This window comes from Verrucosispora sp. WMMA2044 (assembly GCF_027497155.1).
GTDB lineage: Bacteria > Actinomycetota > Actinomycetes > Mycobacteriales > Micromonosporaceae > Micromonospora > Micromonospora palythoicola.
Map to the genome: position 1 here is coordinate 1,361,822 of NZ_CP114913.1, position 16,938 is coordinate 1,378,759.

Here is a 16,938-nt window from a genome sequence, read left to right on the forward strand (position 1 = left end):
GACGGGTGGGCGAGGCGCACACGACCGGTCACCGTGCGGGCGTACCCGGTGAGCAGACCGGGGCGACCGCCGAAACGGACACCACACTGGTCGTGGTCACCGGGCTGTCCGGTGGGGGCCGCAGCACCGTGGCCCGGGCACTGGAGAATGTGGGCTTCTACGTCGTCGACAACCTGCCGCAGGCGCTGCTGCTGGACATGGCCGAGCTGGCCGTCAAGGCGGGTGGAGCGGCCCGGCGTACCGCGATGGTGCTGGACGTGCGCTCCCGAGCCTTCTCCACCGATCTGGCCGAGGCGATCCGAGAGCTGAGGGAGCGTGGCTACGCCCCCCGGGTGGTCTTCGTCGACGCGGACGACGAGGTGCTGATCCGCCGGTTCGAGAGCGTGCGCCGCTCGCATCCGTTGCAGGGCGACGGCCGGCTCGCCGACGGCATCGCCGTCGAGCGGGGCCTGCTGGAGGAGGCCCGCGACCAGGCCGACGTGATCATCGACACCAGTCACCTCAACGTGAACCAGTTGCGCCGCCGGGTCGAGGAGCTGTTCGGTGGGGAGGACGCCCGCCGGCTGCGGCTGACGGTGATCTCCTTCGGCTTCAAGTACGGCCTGCCGCCGGACGCCGACTTCGTGATGGACGCCCGGTTCCTGCCCAACCCCTACTGGGTGCCCGAACTGCGCGAGCACACCGGGCGCGAGGAGGCGGTCAGCGCGTACGTGTTGGGACAGGAGGGCGCGGACGCCTTCGTCGACGCGTACGCGGACCTGGTGAACGCCACCACGGCCGGCTTCGAGCGTGAGGGCAAGCGGTACCTGACCGTGGCGGTCGGGTGCACCGGCGGCAAGCACCGCAGCGTGGCGATCGCCGAGGAGCTGGCCGCCCGACTGCGTCGCGCCGGGCTGGCCGCCAACGCCCAACACCGCGACCTGGGGCGGGAATGACGATCCGGGTGGTGGCCTTCGGCGGCGGGCACGGCCTGTCCGCCTCGCTGCGGGCACTGCGCCGGTGCGCACCGGAGCTGGATCTGGACATCACGGCGGTGGTGACCGTCGGCGACGACGGCGGCTCCAGCGGCCGGCTGCGGGCCGAACGCGGTGGGTTGCCCCCCGGTGACCTGCGCCAGGCGCTCGTCGCGCTGTCCGGCGACCATCCCGCGACCCGGCGCAGCGCGGGGCTGTTCCAGCACCGCTTCGCCGAGCTGGCGGCGGATGGCCGGACCGACGGACTGGCCGGGCACGCGGTTGGCAACCTGGTGCTCTGCGGGCTGATGGAGCTGCTCGGCGACCCGGTGGCGGCGCTGGAGCACGCCGGGGCGATGCTCGGCTCGGTCGGCCGGGTGCTGCCGATGTCCCGCCAGCCGGTCGACATCGAGGCCCGGGTACGCGGGGCCGACCCCGCACGACCCGACGAGGTGTGCACCGTACGCGGACAGCACCAGGTCGCGGTCACCACCGGGCGGGTCGAGTCGCTGCGGCTCACCCCGCAGGCGCCGGCGGCGTGCGCGGAGGCGGTCGCCGCGATCGGTGCCGGCGACTGGCTGATCTTCGGGCCGGGCAGCTGGTACACGAGCGTGCTGCCGCACCTGCTGGTGCCGCAGCTGGCCGCCGCGATCCTGGCCAGCCCGGCTCGGCGCCTGGTCACCCTCAACCTCGCCGCCGAGAAGGAGACGCTCGGTCTCTCGGTCGCCGACCACCTGGCGGCGCTGCGCTGGTACCTGCCGGAGCTGACGGTCGACTTCGTGCTCGCCGACGCCAAGGCGGTCGGTGACCCCGAACCGGTCCACGGTGCGGCAGAATCCCTGGGAGCCCGGCTGGTCCTCGCTCCCGTCGCGGTCGACGACGGCACTCCCCGTCATGATCCGGCTGCTCTGGGCGCCGCCCTGGTGCCTGTACTGGGCGCCGATCGTTAGACACGTACGTAATCTCCGGCGACACGCCGGAACCGGTCCGTGAGGGGACGCACAATGGCGATGACCGCGGCGGTCAAGGACGAGCTGAGTCGGGTCGACGTGCCCAAGCCCTGCTGCCGGCGGGCGGAGATGGCGGCGCTGCTGCGGTTCGCCGGTGGGCTGCACATCGTGTCCGGGCGGGTGGTGGTGGAGGCCGAGCTCGACACTGGCGCGGTGGCCCGGCGGTTGCGGCGCGAGATCGCCGAGGTCTACGGCTATCCGAGCGAGATCCACGTGCTCGCCTCCGGTGGGCTGCGCAAGGGCAGCCACTTCATCGTCCGGGTGGTCAAGGACGGCGAGGCCCTGGCCCGGCAGACCGGGCTGCTCGACGTGCGCGGTCGGCCGGTGCGCGGGTTGCCGCCGCACGTGGTCGCGGCCAGCGTCTGCTGCGCGGTGTCCGCCTGGCGGGGCGCGTTCATGGCGCACGGCTCGTTGACCGAACCGGGTCGCTCCAGCGCACTGGAGATCACCTGCCCGGGACCGGAGTCGGCGCTGGCGCTTGTCGGCGCGGCCCGGCGGCTGGGCATCACCGCCAAGAACCGGGAGGTGCGCGGCGTCGACCGGGTGGTGGTCAAGGACGGCGACGCGATCGCCGCGCTGCTCACCCGCATCGGTGCCCACTCCAGCGTGCTGGCGTGGGAGGAGCGCCGGGTCCGGCGCGAGGTGCGGGCGACGGCCAACCGGTTGGCGAACTTCGACGACGCCAACCTGCGCCGTTCGGCCCGGGCGGCGGTCGCCGCCGCGGCCCGGGTGACCCGGGCGTTGGAGATCCTCGCCGACGACGCGCCGGAGCATCTGACCTCGGCCGGCCGGCTGCGGCTGGAGCACCGGCAGGCGTCCCTGGAGGAGCTGGGGGCGCTCGCCGACCCGCCGCTGACCAAGGACGCCATCGCCGGACGGATCCGCCGGTTGCTGGCCCTGGCCGACAAGCGGGCCCGCGACCTCGGCATCCCGGATACCGAAGCGGCCGTCACGCCCGACATGCTCGTGGTCTGATAGGACGGTGGGGCGACCACCCGGCGCAGCGTGGCTCGGCGCGCTCGGATATGGTCGCTGCGTACGGCAAGGGGGCCGGCACCGGTGCTCCCCGCCGTATCCACCGCCTCGACGGCGGTCAGGTCCCTCGGACCGCGGCGAGGTGGCCGGGATGAACCGTCAACGGCCGGCTCCAACGGTCGGCGCACACCACTTCGCCGGCCGAGGGTCTCCACGCCGGCGGACCAGAACGCGAGGAGATGGGACCTGTGACCATCCGGGTTGGCATCAACGGCTTCGGCCGGATCGGCCGTAACTTCTTCCGGGCAGTGCTGGCGTCCGGCGCTGACGTCGAGGTCGTGGCCGTCAACGACCTGACCGACAACGCGACGCTCGCCCACCTGCTCAAGTACGACAGCATCCTGGGCCGCCTCCCGCAGGAGGTCAAGGCCACCGCCGACGAGATCACCGTCGGCGGCAAGTCCATCAAGGCGTACGCCGAGAAGGACCCGGCGGCGCTGCCGTGGGGCGACGTCGGCGCGGACGTGGTCATCGAGTCGACCGGCTTCTTCACCGACGCCACCAAGGCCAAGGCGCACATCGACGGCGGGGCCAAGAAGGTCATCATCTCCGCTCCGGCGAAGAACGAGGACGTCACGGTCGTGATGGGCGTCAACGACGGCCAGTACGACCCGGCGAAGCACAACATCATCTCGAACGCCTCCTGCACCACCAACTGCCTGGCGCCGATGGCGAAGGTCCTGCACGACACGTTCGGCATCCAGCAGGGTCTGATGACCACCATCCACGCGTACACCCAGGACCAGAACCTCCAGGACGCGCCGCACAAGGATCTGCGCCGGGCCCGGGCCGCCGCGCTGAACATCGTGCCGACCTCGACCGGCGCCGCGAAGGCCATCGGCCTGGTGCTGCCGGACCTCAAGGGCAAGCTCGACGGGTACGCGCTGCGGGTGCCGATCCCGACCGGCTCCGCCACCGACCTCACCGTCACCGTCGGTCGGGAGACCTCGGTGGACGAGGTCAACGCCGCGCTGAAGGCCGCCGCCGAGGGCCCGCTGCGGGGCATCCTGACCTACAACGAGGACCCGATCGTCTCCGCCGACATCGTCACCGACCCGGCGTCGTGCATCTTCGACGCGCCGCTGACCAAGGTCATCGGCAACCAGGTGAAGGTCGTCGGCTGGTACGACAACGAGTGGGGCTACTCCAACCGCCTGGTCGACCTGGTGAAGCTGGTTGGTTCGTCGCTGTGAGCATCCGTAACCTCGACGACCTGCTCGCCGAGGGGGTCTCGGGTCGGCGCGTGCTGGTGCGCGCCGACCTGAACGTCCCGCTCGACAAGCAGACCGGCCAGATCACCGACGACGGCCGGATCCGGGCGGTGCTGCCGACCCTCGGCGCGTTGACCGAGGCCGGCGCCAAGGTCGTCGTCTGCTCCCACCTGGGCCGGCCGAAGGGTGCGCCGGACCCGCAGTTCAGTCTCGCCCCGGTCGCCGGACGGCTCGGTGAGCTGCTCGGCACGGCGGTGCACTTCGCCACCGACACGGTCGGCGAGTCGGCCCGGGCGACGGTGGCGGCGCTCGCCGACGGTGAGGTGGCGCTGCTGGAGAACCTCCGCTTCAACAAGGGCGAGACCAGCAAGGACGACGTCGAGCGGGGCGCCTTCGCCGACCAGCTCGCCGCCCTCGGCGACGTGTACGTCGACGACGCGTTCGGCGCGGTGCACCGCAAGCACGCCAGCGTCCACGACGTGCCGGCGCGGCTGCCGCACTTCGCCGGCCGGCTGGTGCTGCGCGAGGTGGAGGTGCTCTCGCAGCTCACCGGCGACCCCGAGCGGCCGTACGTGGTGGTGCTCGGCGGGTCGAAGGTCTCCGACAAGCTCGCGGTGATCGAGGCGCTGCTGCCGAAGGTCGACCGGCTGCTCATCGGCGGTGGCATGTGCTTCACCTTCCTCAAGGCTCAGGGCCACGAGGTCGGCTCCTCCCTGCTGGAGGCGGAGATGGTGGAGACCTGCCGCAACCTGCTGGAGCGCTCCGAGGGCAAGATCATGCTCCCGGTCGACGTGGTGGCCGCCGACGCGTTCGCCCCGGACGCCGCGCACGACACCGTGCCGGCCGACGGCATCCCCAGCAAGCGGGTGGGGCTGGACGTGGGACCGAAGACGGTGACGGGGTTCGCCGCCGCGCTGAAGGGCGCCCGGACGATCTTCTGGAACGGCCCGATGGGCGTGTTCGAGATGCCCGCCTTCGCGCACGGCACCCGCGGGGTGGCCGAGGCGATCGCCGGCGCGGACGCGTTCAGCGTGGTCGGTGGTGGTGACTCGGCCGCCGCGGTGCGGGCCCTGGGGCTGGACGAGAAGTCCTTCGGGCACATCTCCACCGGCGGTGGCGCGTCCCTGGAGTACCTGGAGGGCAAGACCCTCCCCGGCATCGCGGCCCTGGAGAACTGATGGCGAGCGCCCCCCGCCGGCCGCTGATGGCCGGCAACTGGAAGATGAACCTCAACCACCTCGAGGCGAACCTGCTGGTGCAGAAGCTGGCGGCCAGCCTCACCGAGAAGCAGTTGACCGAGGTGGAGACGGTGGTGCTGCCACCCTTCACCGACCTGCGCACGGTGCAGACCGTGGTGGAGGGCGACAAGCTGCTCATCGGCTACGGCGCGCAGGACCTGTCACCGCACGCCTCCGGCGCGTACACCGGGGAGATCTCCGGCGCGATGCTGGCCAAGCTCGGCTGCACGTACGTGGCGGTCGGCCACTCCGAGCGGCGGCAGTACCACCGCGAGGACGACGCGTTGGTGGGCGCCAAGGTGCAGGCGGCGCTGACCCACGGGCTCACCCCGATCCTCTGCGTGGGGGAGGGGCTGGACGTCCGGGAGCAGGGCACCCACGTGGCGCACTGCACCGACCAGCTCGACGCCGCCCTCAAGGGGCTCAGCCCGGAGCAGGTCCTCCGGGTGGTGGTCGCGTACGAGCCGGTCTGGGCGATCGGCACCGGCAAGACGGCCACCCCGGAGGACGCCCAGGAGGTGTGTGGCGCGCTGCGGGCCCGGCTGGCCGAGACCGTGGACCAGGCCACCGCCGACGGGGTGCGGATCCTCTACGGCGGCTCGGTCAAGTCGTCGAACGTCGCCTCGATCATGGCGCAGCCGGACGTGGACGGCGCCCTGGTGGGCGGCGCCAGCCTGGACGCCGAGGAGTTCGCGAAGATCTGCCGGTTCCCGGAGCACATCACCGGCTGATCGCTCGCTATCCTTGACTCCGCCCGTCCGCCGGTCGGTGCCGCCGTGCCCGAACTGCCCGGGCGAGGATCGTAACGAGAGGACTGACCCCCGCCATGCCGATCTGGTTCGCCTACACGTTGATCGTGTTGCTGGTCATCACGAGCGTCCTGCTCACCCTGCTGATCCTGCTGCACCGCGGTAAGGGCGGTGGGATGTCCAGCATGTTCGGCGGTGGCGTCAGCTCCAGCCTGGCCGGCTCGTCGGTGGCCGAGAAGAACCTGGACCGCTACACCGTGCTGGTGGGCATCGTCTGGTTCGCCTGCATCATCGGGCTCGGTCTCTGGCTCCGGCTCGAGGTGGGCACGGGCGTCTGATTCGACCCCCGAGGCGTACAATCTGCGCGCGGTCCGTCACCCGACGGTCCGCGCGCAGTCCGTTTCACCCGCTGCACCGCGTCGCCCGCCGTCCACCCCCCGACGGCGGTCCCCTCCGACGACAGGAGTCAGCGCCGTGCCGAACGGCCACGTCATCCGGGGCGCCCGCGTCGGGTCCGCGCCCCCACGCCCGCCCGAACGCCACCAGCCGGTCCCGTGCCGGTCGGTCAGCTACTGGTGCCGCAACGGGCACCGCACCGACATCCGGATCGTCGCCGACGTGGCGGCCCCGACGGTCTGGGACTGCCCCCGCTGCGGGCTACCCGCTGGTCAGGACGCCCAGGATCCGCCGGGCCGGGCCCGGGCCGAACCGTACAAGACCCATCTGGCGTACGTGAAGGAACGGCGTACCGACGCCGAGGGCGAAGCGATCCTCGCCGAGGCGCTCGCCGCGCTGCGTCAGCGCCGCGGCCGGTCGTAGCTTCGCCGCCGGTCGCGTCAGCGCAGGCTGCGGAAGCGAGCCGGCAGGTCGGCCGCCGCGGCCCGGTCGAGCAGCCAGAGGGTACGCCCGACGCCCTGCACACCGGCCGCCGGCACCTGCACCGGTCCGGCACCGGCCAGCGCCATGCCGACCGCGTGGGCCTTGTCGCCGCCCCCGGCCACCAGCCACACCTCCTCGGCGGTGTTGATCGCCGGGAGGGTGAGGGTGATGCGTACCGGTGGGGGCTTCGGGCTGCCCCGCACCGCGCTCACCGGTCGGCTCTCGTAGTGCACCGGGTGTTCCGGGAAGACCGAGGCGACGTGCCCGTCCTCGCCGACGCCGAGCATCAGCACGTCGAAGTGGGGCAGCACGGCGGTGCCGGGCCGGGCCGCCCGGGCGAGTTCCGCGGCGTACCGGGCGGCGGCCTCCTCCGGGTCGGCGCCATCGTCCGAGGCCGGCATGGCGTGGATCCGGGCCGGATCCACCGGCAGCGCGTCCAGCAGCGCCGCCCGGGCCTGGGTCTCGTTGCGCTCCGGGTCACCGGCGGGCAGGAACCGTTCGTCGCCCCACCAGAAGTCGACCCGGGACCAGTCGACCGCGTCCCGGGCGGGCAGTGCGCCCACCGCCCGGTAGACCGCCGCCGCGATCCGACCGCCGGTGAGCACCACCGACGCCTGGCCGCGGGCCGCCTGGGCGTCGAGCAGCCGCACCACCAGTCGGGCCGCGACCGCCTGCGCCAGCAGGTCGGCGTCGGCGTGGACGGCGACACTCGCCTCACTCATGGTGTCCTTTCGCGACCGCGGGGCGGTCGGTGTCGTGCGTGCCGGAGGGGATGGGGGTCAGGAGCCGGTGTTCGTGGTGGCGTGCGCGGTGGCGCCGGCCTCGGCCCGTCGGGCGGTGGCCGGGTCCTTCCAGACGTGCACCCGCTGGCTGGGCCGCCGCTCCAGGTTGGCCAGCCCGGCGAAGGCGCCCAACGCCTCCGCGTACACCTGGTCGGGGCCGAGCCGGCGCAGTTCCTCGGCCAACTCGTCGCCGAGCGGCCGACGCACCAGCGGCAGGATCCGGTCCTCCTGGCCGGTGCGCCGGAACGTGGCCACGCTGTCCTCCCGGGTCAGCGTCAACTCGTCGCCGTTGCCGCAGCGCAGCTGGACCTCCCGCATCCGAGGAAACTCGCGGGCCCGGTCCCAGCGTGGCTTGATGCCGAGCCGGCTGCGCAGCCAGCCCCGCATCAGCGCGGCGGTCGGGTCGGTCGGCGGCGCGACCACCACGGCCTCGGTGAGCTGCGCGTCCGTGGTGTCGAAGGCGCCGGCCACCAGGGTGCGCCACGGGGTGATCCTGGTCCAGGCGAGGTCGGTGTCGCCGGAGACGTAGTCGCGGGCCCGCTGCCGCAGGGCCGCGATCGGGTCGGCGGCCTGCGCGGAGTCGGTGATCCGCCGGTCGGCGACCACGCCGAGGAAGTCGGTGGCGATCTCCTCCGGCGGCTCACCGTGCCACCAGGTCACCACCGGTACGTCCGGCACCAGCAACGGCATGACCACTGACTCGGCGTGCAGCGCCAGCCGCCCGTACATCCGCATCACCACGGCCTCGCAGGGGCCAAGCCGCCCGCCGACCACGATCTCGGCGTCGAGCCGGTTGCGGTCCCGGTCCACGTCGGAGCGGACCACCACCAGCAGCCGGCACGGGTGCGCGGCCGCGGCGATGGTGGCCGCCGCCTCCGCCTCGCGGACCCGCTTCTCGTCCACCACCACGATCAGGGTCAGCGCCATGCCGCTGGCCACGCCGCCCGCGCTGCGTCGTTCCGCGGCGAGCGCCTTGACCACCTCGTTGCCGGTGGTGTCCCACAGTCCGATCACCGCAGCCTCCTGCTTCGCTCGCTCCGCGCGCCGCGCGCCGCCGCCTCGCTCCGCTCACCGGCGGCGCGCGGCGCGGCGCTGCTGAGCCCGATGGTCCGCCCGGTCACGCCCGCCGCCAGGCCCGGCCCTCGCGGGCCAGCATCTCGTCGGCGGCCCGGGGGCCCCACTCCCCGGACCGGTAGGGCTCGGGCTTGGTGCCCTCCCAGGCGTGCTCCAGCGGGTCCACCACGGCCCAGCTCTGCTCGACCTCGGCGGCGTCCGGGAACAGCGTCCGGTCGCCGATCAGGACGTCCAGCACCAGCCGCTCGTACGCCTCCGGGCTGGACTCGGTGAACGCCTCGCCGTACTGGAAGTCCATCGCGATGTCGCGGACCTCCATGGTGGTGCCGGGCACCTTGGAACCGAACTTGAGCACCACGCCCTCGTCCGGCTGCACCCGGATCACCAGTTGGTTGTTGCCGAGCATCTCCATGTCGGCCGGATTGAACGGCAGGTGCGGCGCCTGCTTGAACATCACCGCGACCTCGGTGACCCGCCGGGGCAGCCGCTTGCCGGCCCGGATGTAGAACGGCACCTCCGCCCACCGGCGGTTCTGGATGCCCAGCCGCACCGCGACGTAGGTCTCGGTGGTCGACGTCGACGGGACGCCGTCCTCCTCCAGGTAGCCCCTGGCCCGTTGCCCGCCGACCCAGCCGGGCAGGTACTGACCGCGCACGGTGCCCTGGGTGACGTCCTTCGGCAGCGTGATGGCCTTGAGCACCTTGAGCTTCTCGGCCCGGATCTCGTCGGCGTCGAAGCTGGTCGGCTCCTCCATCGCCACCAGGGCGAGCAGTTGCAGCAGGTGGTTCTGCAACACGTCGCGGGCGGTGCCGACCGAGTCGTAGAAGCCGGCCCGGCTGCCGATCCCGACGTCCTCGGCCATGGTGATCTGCACCGAGTCGACGTACTGGGAGTTCCACAGCGGCTCGAAGAGGCTGTTGGCGAAGCGCAGGGCGAGGATGTTCTGGACCGTCTCCTTACCGAGGTAGTGGTCGATGCGGAAGACGTCCTGTCGGGTGAAGACGTCGTCGACCAGGTCGTTGAGCGCCTTGGCTGAGGGCAGGTCGTTGCCGAACGGCTTCTCCACCACCACCCGGCGCCAGCCGCCGCACTTCTCGTTGTCGGCCATGCCGGTGCGGGCCAGTTGCTTGAGCACCACCGGGAACGCCGCCGGTGGGATGGAGAAGTAGAAGGCCGCGTTGCCGTGGATGCCGTGGCTGTCGCGCAGCCCTTCCAGGCAGTGTGCGAGGTTGTCGAAGGCGGTGTCGTCGTCGAACGACCCGCCGACGAACTTGATGTTGTGTTCGAGTCGTGACCACACCTCCTCCCGCCACGGTGTGCGGGAGTGGGCCTTGGCCGCCTCACGGGCCAGCGAGGCGAAGTCGCCGTCGGCCCAGTCCCGGCGGGCGAACCCGACGACCACGAAGCCGGGCGGCAGCAGCCCCCGGTTGGCCAGGTCGTAGACCGCGGGTAGCAGTTTCTTCTGGGCCAGGTCACCGGTCACCCCGAAGATCACCAGAGCGCACGGCTCCGGGATCCGGGGCAGTCGCCGGTCCTGCGGGTCGCGCAGCGGGTTCACGCCGCCTCCTCGCTCCGCTCGTCCACGTCGTCCATCGTCATGCCCGTAGCGACCCACCGCGCCGACCGGCCGGACCGGTTCCGCCGACCGCTCGGCCGGCTACTGGTGCGGCAGCGGACGTCGCCGACCGGCCAGGGACGCCGGTCACCGGCGAATCCTCACCTGAGTACGGGTTCCGGGCACCGGTAGATCAACGCCGACCGTACCGGTTGTCTGAAGAAAGCTACCCACCTGCGAACCGTTGCCGTAGCACCACCGACCCACGCCGCCACCCGGTCCAGGTGGCGGCGTGGGTACTGCCGGACGACGGCATCGTCACGCATTTCCGCCGGCGCGCACGGCGGCGTCGGCGTTGCCCCGGGCGGCGTCGCCCGGACTGCCGCTGCCCTGACCGGCGGCGGTCAGCGACTTGCGGACGCCGTCGAGCAGTTCCTGCCAGCTCGCCTCGAACTTCTCCACGCCCTCGCGCTCCAACGTGGCGATCACGTCGGCCAGGTCCACGCCCACCGACTCCAGCGCGGCGAAGACCTCCCGGGCGTCGTCGTACGCGCCGGTGACGGTGTCCGGGTGGGTCTCACCGTGCTCGGCGTAGGCGTGGATGACCGGCTCCGGCATGGTGTTGACCGTGCCGGGCGCGATCAGCTCCTCGACGTAGATGACGTCCCGGTAGTCCGGGTTCTTGGTCGAGGTGGAGGCCCACAACGGACGCTGCGGGTGCGCTCCGGCATCGGCCAGGGCCCGCCACCGGTCGGTGGCGAAGACCTCGCTGTAGCGTTCGAACGCCAACCGGGCGTTGGCCACCGCCGCCTTGCCGCGCAGCGCCTTGGCCTCGGCGGAGCCGATCTTCTCCAGCCGGGCGTCGACCTCGGTGTCGACCCGGGAGACGAAGAACGAGGCCACCGAGCCGATGGTGCTCAGGTCGTGGCCGTTCGCCTTGGCCTGCTCCAGCCCGGCCAGGAACGCCTCCATCACCTGGGAGTAGCGGTCCAGGCCGAAGATGAGCGTGACGTTGACGCTGATCCCCTCGGCCAACGCCGCGGTGATCGCCGGCAGACCGGCCTCGGTCGCCGGGATCTTGATGAACAGGTTCGGTCGGTCGACCAGCCACCACAGCGCCTTGGCCTCGGCGACCGTGCGGTGCGAGTCGTGGGCGAGTCGCGGATCCACCTCGATGGAGACGCGACCGTCGACACCGGCGCTGGCGTCGTACGACGGGCGCATCACGTCACAGGCCCACCGCACGTCGTACGTGGTGAGCATGCGGACGGCCTCTTCCACGTCGACACCCCGGGCGGCCAGGTCGCGGAGCTGCCAGTCGTACTCGTCGGCGTCGCTCAACGCCTTCGCGAAGATCGTCGGGTTGGTGGTGACCCCGACCACGTGCTGGTCCCGGCGCAGCTGGTCCAGCCCGCCGGAGTTCAGACGTACCCGGGAAAGATCGTCGAGCCAGACCGCCACTCCCGCGGCGGTCAGCTCGCCCAGCCTGTCGGTCGTCATGTGCGCCAACGCCTCCCTCAGTTGCCGGTCGTGAAACCGGTGATGTCGCCGATCCGGGTCTGCGCCGCGTGTGCGGCGGCGACGATCCGGTCCGGCGTGAAGCCGAACTGCTCGAAGAGCACCGAGTGCGGAGCACTCGCGCCGTAGTGCTCGATGCTGACGCTCTCGCCGCAGTCGCCGACGATGCCGCGCCAGGACATCGCGATGCCCGCCTCCACGCTCACCCGGGCCTTTACCCCGCGCGGCAGCACCGACTCCCGGTACGCCTCGTCCTGCTCGAAGAACCACTCCTGGCAGGGCATCGAGACGACCCGGGTGGGGGTGCCGTCGGCCTCCAGCCGCTCCCGGGCGGTGAGGCAGAGCTGCACCTCGGAGCCGGTACCGATGATGATCACCTCGGGCTTGCCGTTGGACGCCTCGGCCAGCACGTAGCCGCCCTTGGCGACCCCCTCCGCGCCGGCAAGCTGCGAGCGGTCCAGCGTCGGCAGTGCCTGCCGGCTCAGCGCCAACGCGGTCGGCCGGTCGGTGTGCTCCAGCGCCTGCCGCCACGCCCAGGCGGTCTCGTTGGCGTCGGCCGGGCGGACCACGTCCAGGCCGGGGATGGCCCGCAGCGCGGTCAGGTGCTCCACCGGCTGGTGGGTCGGGCCGTCCTCGCCGAGACCGATGGAGTCGTGCGTCCAGACGTAGACCACCGGCAGCTTCATCAACGCGGCCAACCGGACCGAGGGCCGCATGTAGTCGCTGAACACCAGGAAGGTGCCGCCGTACGGGCGGGTGCCGCCGTGCAGGGCGATGCCGTTCAGGATCGCGCCCATGGCGTGTTCCCGGATGCCGAAGTGCAGCGTCCGGCCGTACTCGTGGCCGGGGAACTCCTTGGTGGCGTACTGGCTGGGGACGAAGGAGGGCTCGCCCTTCATCGTGGTGTTGTTGCTCTCGGCCAGGTCGGCGGAGCCGCCCCACAGTTCGGGCAGCACCGGCGCGAGCGCGGCCAGCACCTTGCCGGAGGCGGCCCGGGTGGCGACACCCTTGGCGTCGGCGGGGAACTCCGGCAGGGCGTCGGTCCAGCCCTCGGGCAGCGTCCGGCCGGCCAGCCGGTCGTAGAGAGCGCGGCGTTCCGGGTTGGCCTGCGACCACTCGTCGAAGGTGGTCGTCCACTCCTGCTGGGCGGCCTCGCCGCGCCGCAGCGCCGAGCGGGTGTGGCCGAGCACCTCCTCGGTGACCTCGAACGAGCCGGCCGGGTCGAAGCCGAGGATCTCCTTGGTGGCGGCCACCTCGTCCGCGCCGAGCGCCGAGCCGTGGATCTTGCCGGTGTTCTGCTTGTTCGGTGCCGGCCAGCCGATGATGGTGCGCAGCGCGATGAACGACGGGCGGTCGGTCTCCGCCTTGGCGGCCAGCAGCGCCTGGTACAACTCCTCGACGTTCTCGTGGTAGTCACCCTTGTCGGCGTCGCCGCGCCGCCAGTCGACGGTCTGCACGTGCCAGCCGTACGCGGTATAGCGGGCCGCGACGTCCTCGCTCAGCGCGATCCGGGTGTCGTCCTCGATCGAGATCTCGTTGTCGTCGTAGATCACGCAGAGGTTGCCCAGCTGCTGGTGCCCGGCCAGGGCGCTGGCCTCGTGGCTGATGCCCTCCTCGATGTCGCCGTCGGAGGCGATGCACCAGATGTGGTGGTCGAAGGCGGACTCGCCGGCCTCGGCCTCCGGGTCGAACAGGCCGCGTTCCCGCCGCGCCGCCATGGCCATTCCGACGGCGTTGCCCAGGCCCTGCCCGAGCGGGCCGGTGGTGGTCTCCACGCCGGGGGTGTGCCCGTGCTCGGGGTGCCCCGGGGTCAGCGAACCCCACTGCCGCAGCGACTTGAGGTCGTCCAGGCTCAGCGGGTAGCCGGCGAGGAAGAGCTGGATGTAGAGCGTCAGGCTGGAGTGCCCGGCGGAGAGCACGAAGCGGTCCCGACCGGGCCAGTTCGGATCGGCCGGGTTGTGTCGCATCACCCGGTTGAACAGCAGGTACGCCGCAGGGGCGAGGCTCATCGCGGTGCCCGGGTGGCCGTTGCCGGATTTCTCCACGGCGTCCATGGCCAGGACGCGGACGGTGTCCACGGCACGGCGGTCGAGATCGGACCAGTCAAGTGCGGGGTGCGCGGGTCGGTTGGCAGCCACGGTGGTTTGTGCTCCTCGGCGAGATGGGCGGAACCCTCAGTGGTGACCCTATCGAGCGCGGCTAAACGTGCGCCCGAGGATCTCAGCATGCTGGTCTGTACGTTTCGGGCGTGTCTCGCGGTTCACCCTCGTCGCCGGCTCGGTCGCCAGCCTCGGGTGTGACGACTGGCACCGTTGCCGGGTCGCCCGGGCAGCCAAAACGACGACGCGTAGTGTGTGGGTCGGTGTGTGGACCCGAGGTGGTCCCGCCGCCGTGACCTCCCCTCCCGACGCCGGAAGGTGGCAATCCGTGAGCATGATCACCGAGCGCCCCGTCAGTAACCCTGCCGGGCAGCCGCCGGTGCGTACGGCCGGGGAGACCCCAGCCCGCCCCCGCGACCTGCGGGCGGTGGTGGCGGCGTACGTGACGCTGACCAAGCCGCGGATCGTGGAGCTGCTGCTGGTCACCACGGTGCCGGCGATGATGCTCGCGCACGGGGGGCTGCCGTCGCTGTGGCTGGTCGCGGTGGTGCTGGTCGGCGGCTCGCTCGCGGCGGGCGCGGCCAGCGTGCTCAACTGCTACATCGACCGCGACATCGACCAGTTGATGCGACGGACGAAGCGGCGGCCGCTGCCGGCGCACACGGTGACGCCCCGCAACGCGCTGATCTTCGGCTTGGTGCTGGCGGTGGTCTCGGTCGCGTTGATGGCGGCCTTCACCAATCTGCTCGCCGCCGGGCTCACGCTGGCCGCGATCGTCTACTACGACGTCGTCTACACCCTGTGGCTCAAGCGCACGACGACGGCGAACACCTTCTGGGGCGGTGCCTGCGGTGCCGCGCCGGTGCTGATCGGCTGGGCGGCGGTTACCGGCTCGCTGTCGCCGGTGGCGTGGGCGCTGTTCGGGGTGGTCTTCTTCTGGCAGATGCCGCACTTCTATCCGCTGGCGATGAAATACAAAGACGACTACGCGCGGGCCGGCATCCCGATGCTCCCGGTGGTCGCCTCGGTGCGGCGGGTGAACGCCGAGATCGTGCTGTTCGCCTGGCTGACCGTGCTGACCTCGCTGGCCGTGTGGGCGTTGGGGCTGAGTGCGGTCTACGGCGTCCCGACGCTGGTGGTCGGCGCGATCTTCCTGGTCGAGGCGCACCGGCTCGCCGGGCGGGCCCGTCGGGGCGAGCCGGTCAAGCCGATGCGGTTGTTCCACTGGTCGACGTCGTACCTGACGATCGTCTTCGCCGCCGCGGCGCTCGACGCGCTGCTCTGACGGCCGCCCGCGGCGGGTTCCCCCTCGTCGGCTCCGTCCGTTTGCGGACGTTCTGTCGCTCCGATTCACCCGATTTGTTGCTGATAAATACGGGCGAAACGCCTTTGGTCTTCCTTAAACCTGCGGGTAATGGGTATCACAAAAGGTTGATGGTTCTCGCCCGTCCGGGTGCATCTCTGCTTAGTCTTCACGTTATGGCAGATGGTTCCGATACGACGTTGACGGCCGGTCAGACCGCCTCCGGGCAGGCCCCCAACGGCCTGATCGCGGGCATCCGGTCGTTCGCCGCCGAGCATGGCGGGGCGAAGGCGGTCATCGAGTACGTCGGCAAGCGCGGTGCCCGCATCGTCCTGGTGGGCTCCGACGGCGCGTGGGGCGACCAGTTCGCCGAGGACACGGTGACCGCCCGCGAGGCCTGTGCGCAGGCCGGGGTCGCCGTGGAGAACGCCTGGGAACGGGAACTGATGGACCAGATGCGCCCGAGCAACGACCTCTGGCGCTCGATGGCCCGACGCACCATGGCCCGTTGAGAATAAATTGACCGATCACCACCAGTCGACCCGGGGGAGACCCCGGGTCGCTCTCGTCACCTGCACCGAACTCGCCGACCTCGACGACGACGACCGTCTCGTGGTGGCTCCGCTGGCCGCGCGGGGGATCGCCGCCGAGCCGGTGGTCTGGGACGACCCGACCGTCGACTGGGCCCGCTACGACCTGGCGGTGCTCCGCTCGCCCTGGGATTACATGTCCCGCCGGGACGAGTTCGTCTCCTGGGCGACGGACGTACCCCGACTGGTCAATCCGGCGGACGTGGTGCGGTGGAACACCGACAAGCGCTACCTCGACGAGTTGTCAGCAGCCGGGGTGCCCACCGTCCCCACCGGTTGGGTACTGCCCGACCAGCCGTGGCAGCCACCTGCTGATCACGGTGAGTACGTCGTCAAACCGGCCGTGAGCGCCGGCAGCCTGGACACCGGCCGCTACGACCTGGCCGAGCCCGGCCACCGGGATCTCGCGGTGGCCCACGTACGTCGGCTCGGCGCGGCCGGTCGGGTGGCCATGGTCCAGCCGTACCTGACCGCGGTGGACACCGTCGGCGAGACCGCGCTGCTCTTCCTGACCGGCCCGACCGGTCTGACCTTCAGTCACGCCATCCGCAAGGGTCCGATGCTGACCGGGCCGGACGAGGGTGTCGACGCGCTGTACAAGGTCGAGGAGATCACCGCCCGCACCGCACAGCCGGCCCAGCTCGCCGTCGCGGCGCAGACCCTCGCGGCGGTGCCCGGCGGATCCGACCGCCTGCTCTACGCCCGGGTCGACCTGATCCCCGGCCCCGACGGCACCCCCGTGCTCGTGGAACTGGAACTGACCGAGCCCTCACTGTTCCTCGGCCACTCCGACGGCGTTCCCGACCGCCTAGCCCACGCCATCACCCTCCACCTGCCCCACCCCACCCGCTGACCCCACCCCACCCCCGCCCTCGGTCAGGTTGATCATGAAGTTGTTGTCACCCGCCCCGGCGTGGCGGGACAAGAACTTCATGATCAACG

16 protein-coding genes are annotated in these 16,938 nt (G+C 71.7%); 11 read left to right on the forward strand and 5 right to left on the reverse strand.

The window, feature by feature from the left end; all coding sequences use genetic code 11:
- Nucleotides 1–86 precede the first annotated feature (86 nt).
- The 8 genes from rapZ (at nt 87) to O3597_RS06260 (ending at nt 7,015) form a co-directional block, all read left to right on the forward strand.
- Nucleotides 87–935, forward strand: a complete 849-nt coding sequence (rapZ, locus tag O3597_RS06225) for an RNase adapter RapZ (RefSeq protein WP_164448394.1) — start codon at nt 87–89, stop codon at nt 933–935.
- Complete coding sequence (yvcK, locus tag O3597_RS06230) at nt 932–1,903, forward strand: uridine diphosphate-N-acetylglucosamine-binding protein YvcK (RefSeq protein ID WP_281603490.1); 972 nt, start codon at nt 932–934, stop codon at nt 1,901–1,903. The genes rapZ and yvcK overlap by 4 nt, the downstream gene beginning before the upstream one ends.
- Before the next feature lie 54 nt (nt 1,904–1,957).
- Nucleotides 1,958–2,938 carry a DNA-binding protein WhiA gene (gene whiA, locus O3597_RS06235; RefSeq protein WP_093401454.1) on the forward strand — a complete coding sequence of 327 codons (981 nt, stop codon included), beginning with the start codon at nt 1,958–1,960 and terminating at the stop codon, nt 2,936–2,938.
- A gap of 248 nt (nt 2,939–3,186) precedes the next feature.
- Nucleotides 3,187–4,191, forward strand: a complete 1,005-nt coding sequence (gap, locus tag O3597_RS06240; protein WP_093401453.1) for a type I glyceraldehyde-3-phosphate dehydrogenase — start codon at nt 3,187–3,189, stop codon at nt 4,189–4,191.
- A complete protein-coding gene (locus O3597_RS06245) occupies nt 4,188–5,387 on the forward strand; it encodes a phosphoglycerate kinase (protein ID WP_281603491.1) in 1,200 nt (399 codons plus the stop codon). Before gap ends, O3597_RS06245 begins: the two co-directional genes overlap by 4 nt.
- A complete protein-coding gene (tpiA, locus tag O3597_RS06250) occupies nt 5,387–6,178 on the forward strand; it encodes a triose-phosphate isomerase (protein WP_164448290.1) in 792 nt (263 codons plus the stop codon). Before O3597_RS06245 ends, tpiA begins: the two co-directional genes overlap by 1 nt.
- A 95-nt stretch (nt 6,179–6,273) precedes the next feature.
- On the forward strand, nt 6,274–6,534 hold the full coding sequence (gene secG / locus O3597_RS06255; protein WP_093401450.1) for a preprotein translocase subunit SecG: 261 nt from the start codon (nt 6,274–6,276) through the stop codon (nt 6,532–6,534).
- Nucleotides 6,535–6,670: 136 nt separating this feature from the next.
- Complete coding sequence (locus O3597_RS06260) at nt 6,671–7,015, forward strand: RNA polymerase-binding protein RbpA (RefSeq protein WP_281603492.1); 345 nt, start codon at nt 6,671–6,673, stop codon at nt 7,013–7,015.
- Nucleotides 7,016–7,032: 17 nt separating this feature from the next.
- On the opposite strand, the gene pgl is transcribed toward O3597_RS06260, so the two are convergent.
- From pgl to tkt, 5 genes are all read right to left on the reverse strand, one after another.
- Nucleotides 7,033–7,797, reverse strand: coding sequence for a 6-phosphogluconolactonase (gene pgl / locus O3597_RS06265; protein WP_281603493.1), 765 nt, complete (start codon nt 7,795–7,797; stop codon nt 7,033–7,035).
- A 57-nt stretch (nt 7,798–7,854) separates the two neighbouring features.
- Nucleotides 7,855–8,871 carry a glucose-6-phosphate dehydrogenase assembly protein OpcA gene (locus O3597_RS06270; protein ID WP_216592185.1) on the reverse strand — a complete coding sequence of 339 codons (1,017 nt, stop codon included), beginning with the start codon at nt 8,869–8,871 and terminating at the stop codon, nt 7,855–7,857.
- Nucleotides 8,872–8,974: 103 nt separating this feature from the next.
- On the reverse strand, nt 8,975–10,489 hold the full coding sequence (gene zwf / locus O3597_RS06275; RefSeq protein ID WP_281603494.1) for a glucose-6-phosphate dehydrogenase: 1,515 nt from the start codon (nt 10,487–10,489) through the stop codon (nt 8,975–8,977).
- A 315-nt stretch (nt 10,490–10,804) separates the two neighbouring features.
- Nucleotides 10,805–11,986 (reverse strand): transaldolase, encoded by a 1,182-nt coding sequence (gene tal, locus O3597_RS06280; RefSeq protein ID WP_164448288.1) that lies wholly within the window; start codon nt 11,984–11,986, stop codon nt 10,805–10,807.
- Nucleotides 11,987–12,003: 17 nt separating this feature from the next.
- Nucleotides 12,004–14,142 carry a transketolase gene (gene tkt, locus O3597_RS06285; protein ID WP_164448287.1) on the reverse strand — a complete coding sequence of 713 codons (2,139 nt, stop codon included), beginning with the start codon at nt 14,140–14,142 and terminating at the stop codon, nt 12,004–12,006.
- A gap of 289 nt (nt 14,143–14,431) precedes the next feature.
- On the opposite strand from tkt, the gene O3597_RS06290 reads away from it, so the two are divergent.
- From O3597_RS06290 to O3597_RS06300, 3 genes are all read left to right on the forward strand, one after another.
- Nucleotides 14,432–15,388, forward strand: a complete 957-nt coding sequence (locus O3597_RS06290) for a heme o synthase (protein WP_164448286.1) — start codon at nt 14,432–14,434, stop codon at nt 15,386–15,388.
- A gap of 194 nt (nt 15,389–15,582) precedes the next feature.
- Entirely contained in the window at nt 15,583–15,918 is a 336-nt protein-coding gene (locus O3597_RS06295) for a hypothetical protein (protein WP_164448285.1), read from the forward strand.
- A gap of 7 nt (nt 15,919–15,925) precedes the next feature.
- Entirely contained in the window at nt 15,926–16,849 is a 924-nt protein-coding gene (locus tag O3597_RS06300) for a hypothetical protein (RefSeq protein WP_281603495.1), read from the forward strand.
- Nucleotides 16,850–16,938 lie beyond the last annotated feature (89 nt).

Bases quoted from the DNA above. Each gene is read 5' to 3' on its own strand.
- yvcK (WP_281603490.1), top strand. From the start codon at position 932: ATGACGATCCGGGTGGTGGCCTTCGGCGGCGGGCACGGCCTGTCCGCC.
- whiA (WP_093401454.1), top strand. From the start codon at position 1,958: ATGGCGATGACCGCGGCGGTCAAGGACGAGCTGAGTCGGGTCGACGTG.
- tpiA (WP_164448290.1), top strand. From the start codon at position 5,387: ATGGCGAGCGCCCCCCGCCGGCCGCTGATGGCCGGCAACTGGAAGATG.
- secG (WP_093401450.1), top strand. From the start codon at position 6,274: ATGCCGATCTGGTTCGCCTACACGTTGATCGTGTTGCTGGTCATCACG.
- pgl (WP_281603493.1), bottom strand. From the start codon at position 7,797: ATGAGTGAGGCGAGTGTCGCCGTCCACGCCGACGCCGACCTGCTGGCG.
- tal (WP_164448288.1), bottom strand. From the start codon at position 11,986: ATGACGACCGACAGGCTGGGCGAGCTGACCGCCGCGGGAGTGGCGGTC.
- O3597_RS06295 (WP_164448285.1), top strand. From the start codon at position 15,583: ATGGCAGATGGTTCCGATACGACGTTGACGGCCGGTCAGACCGCCTCC.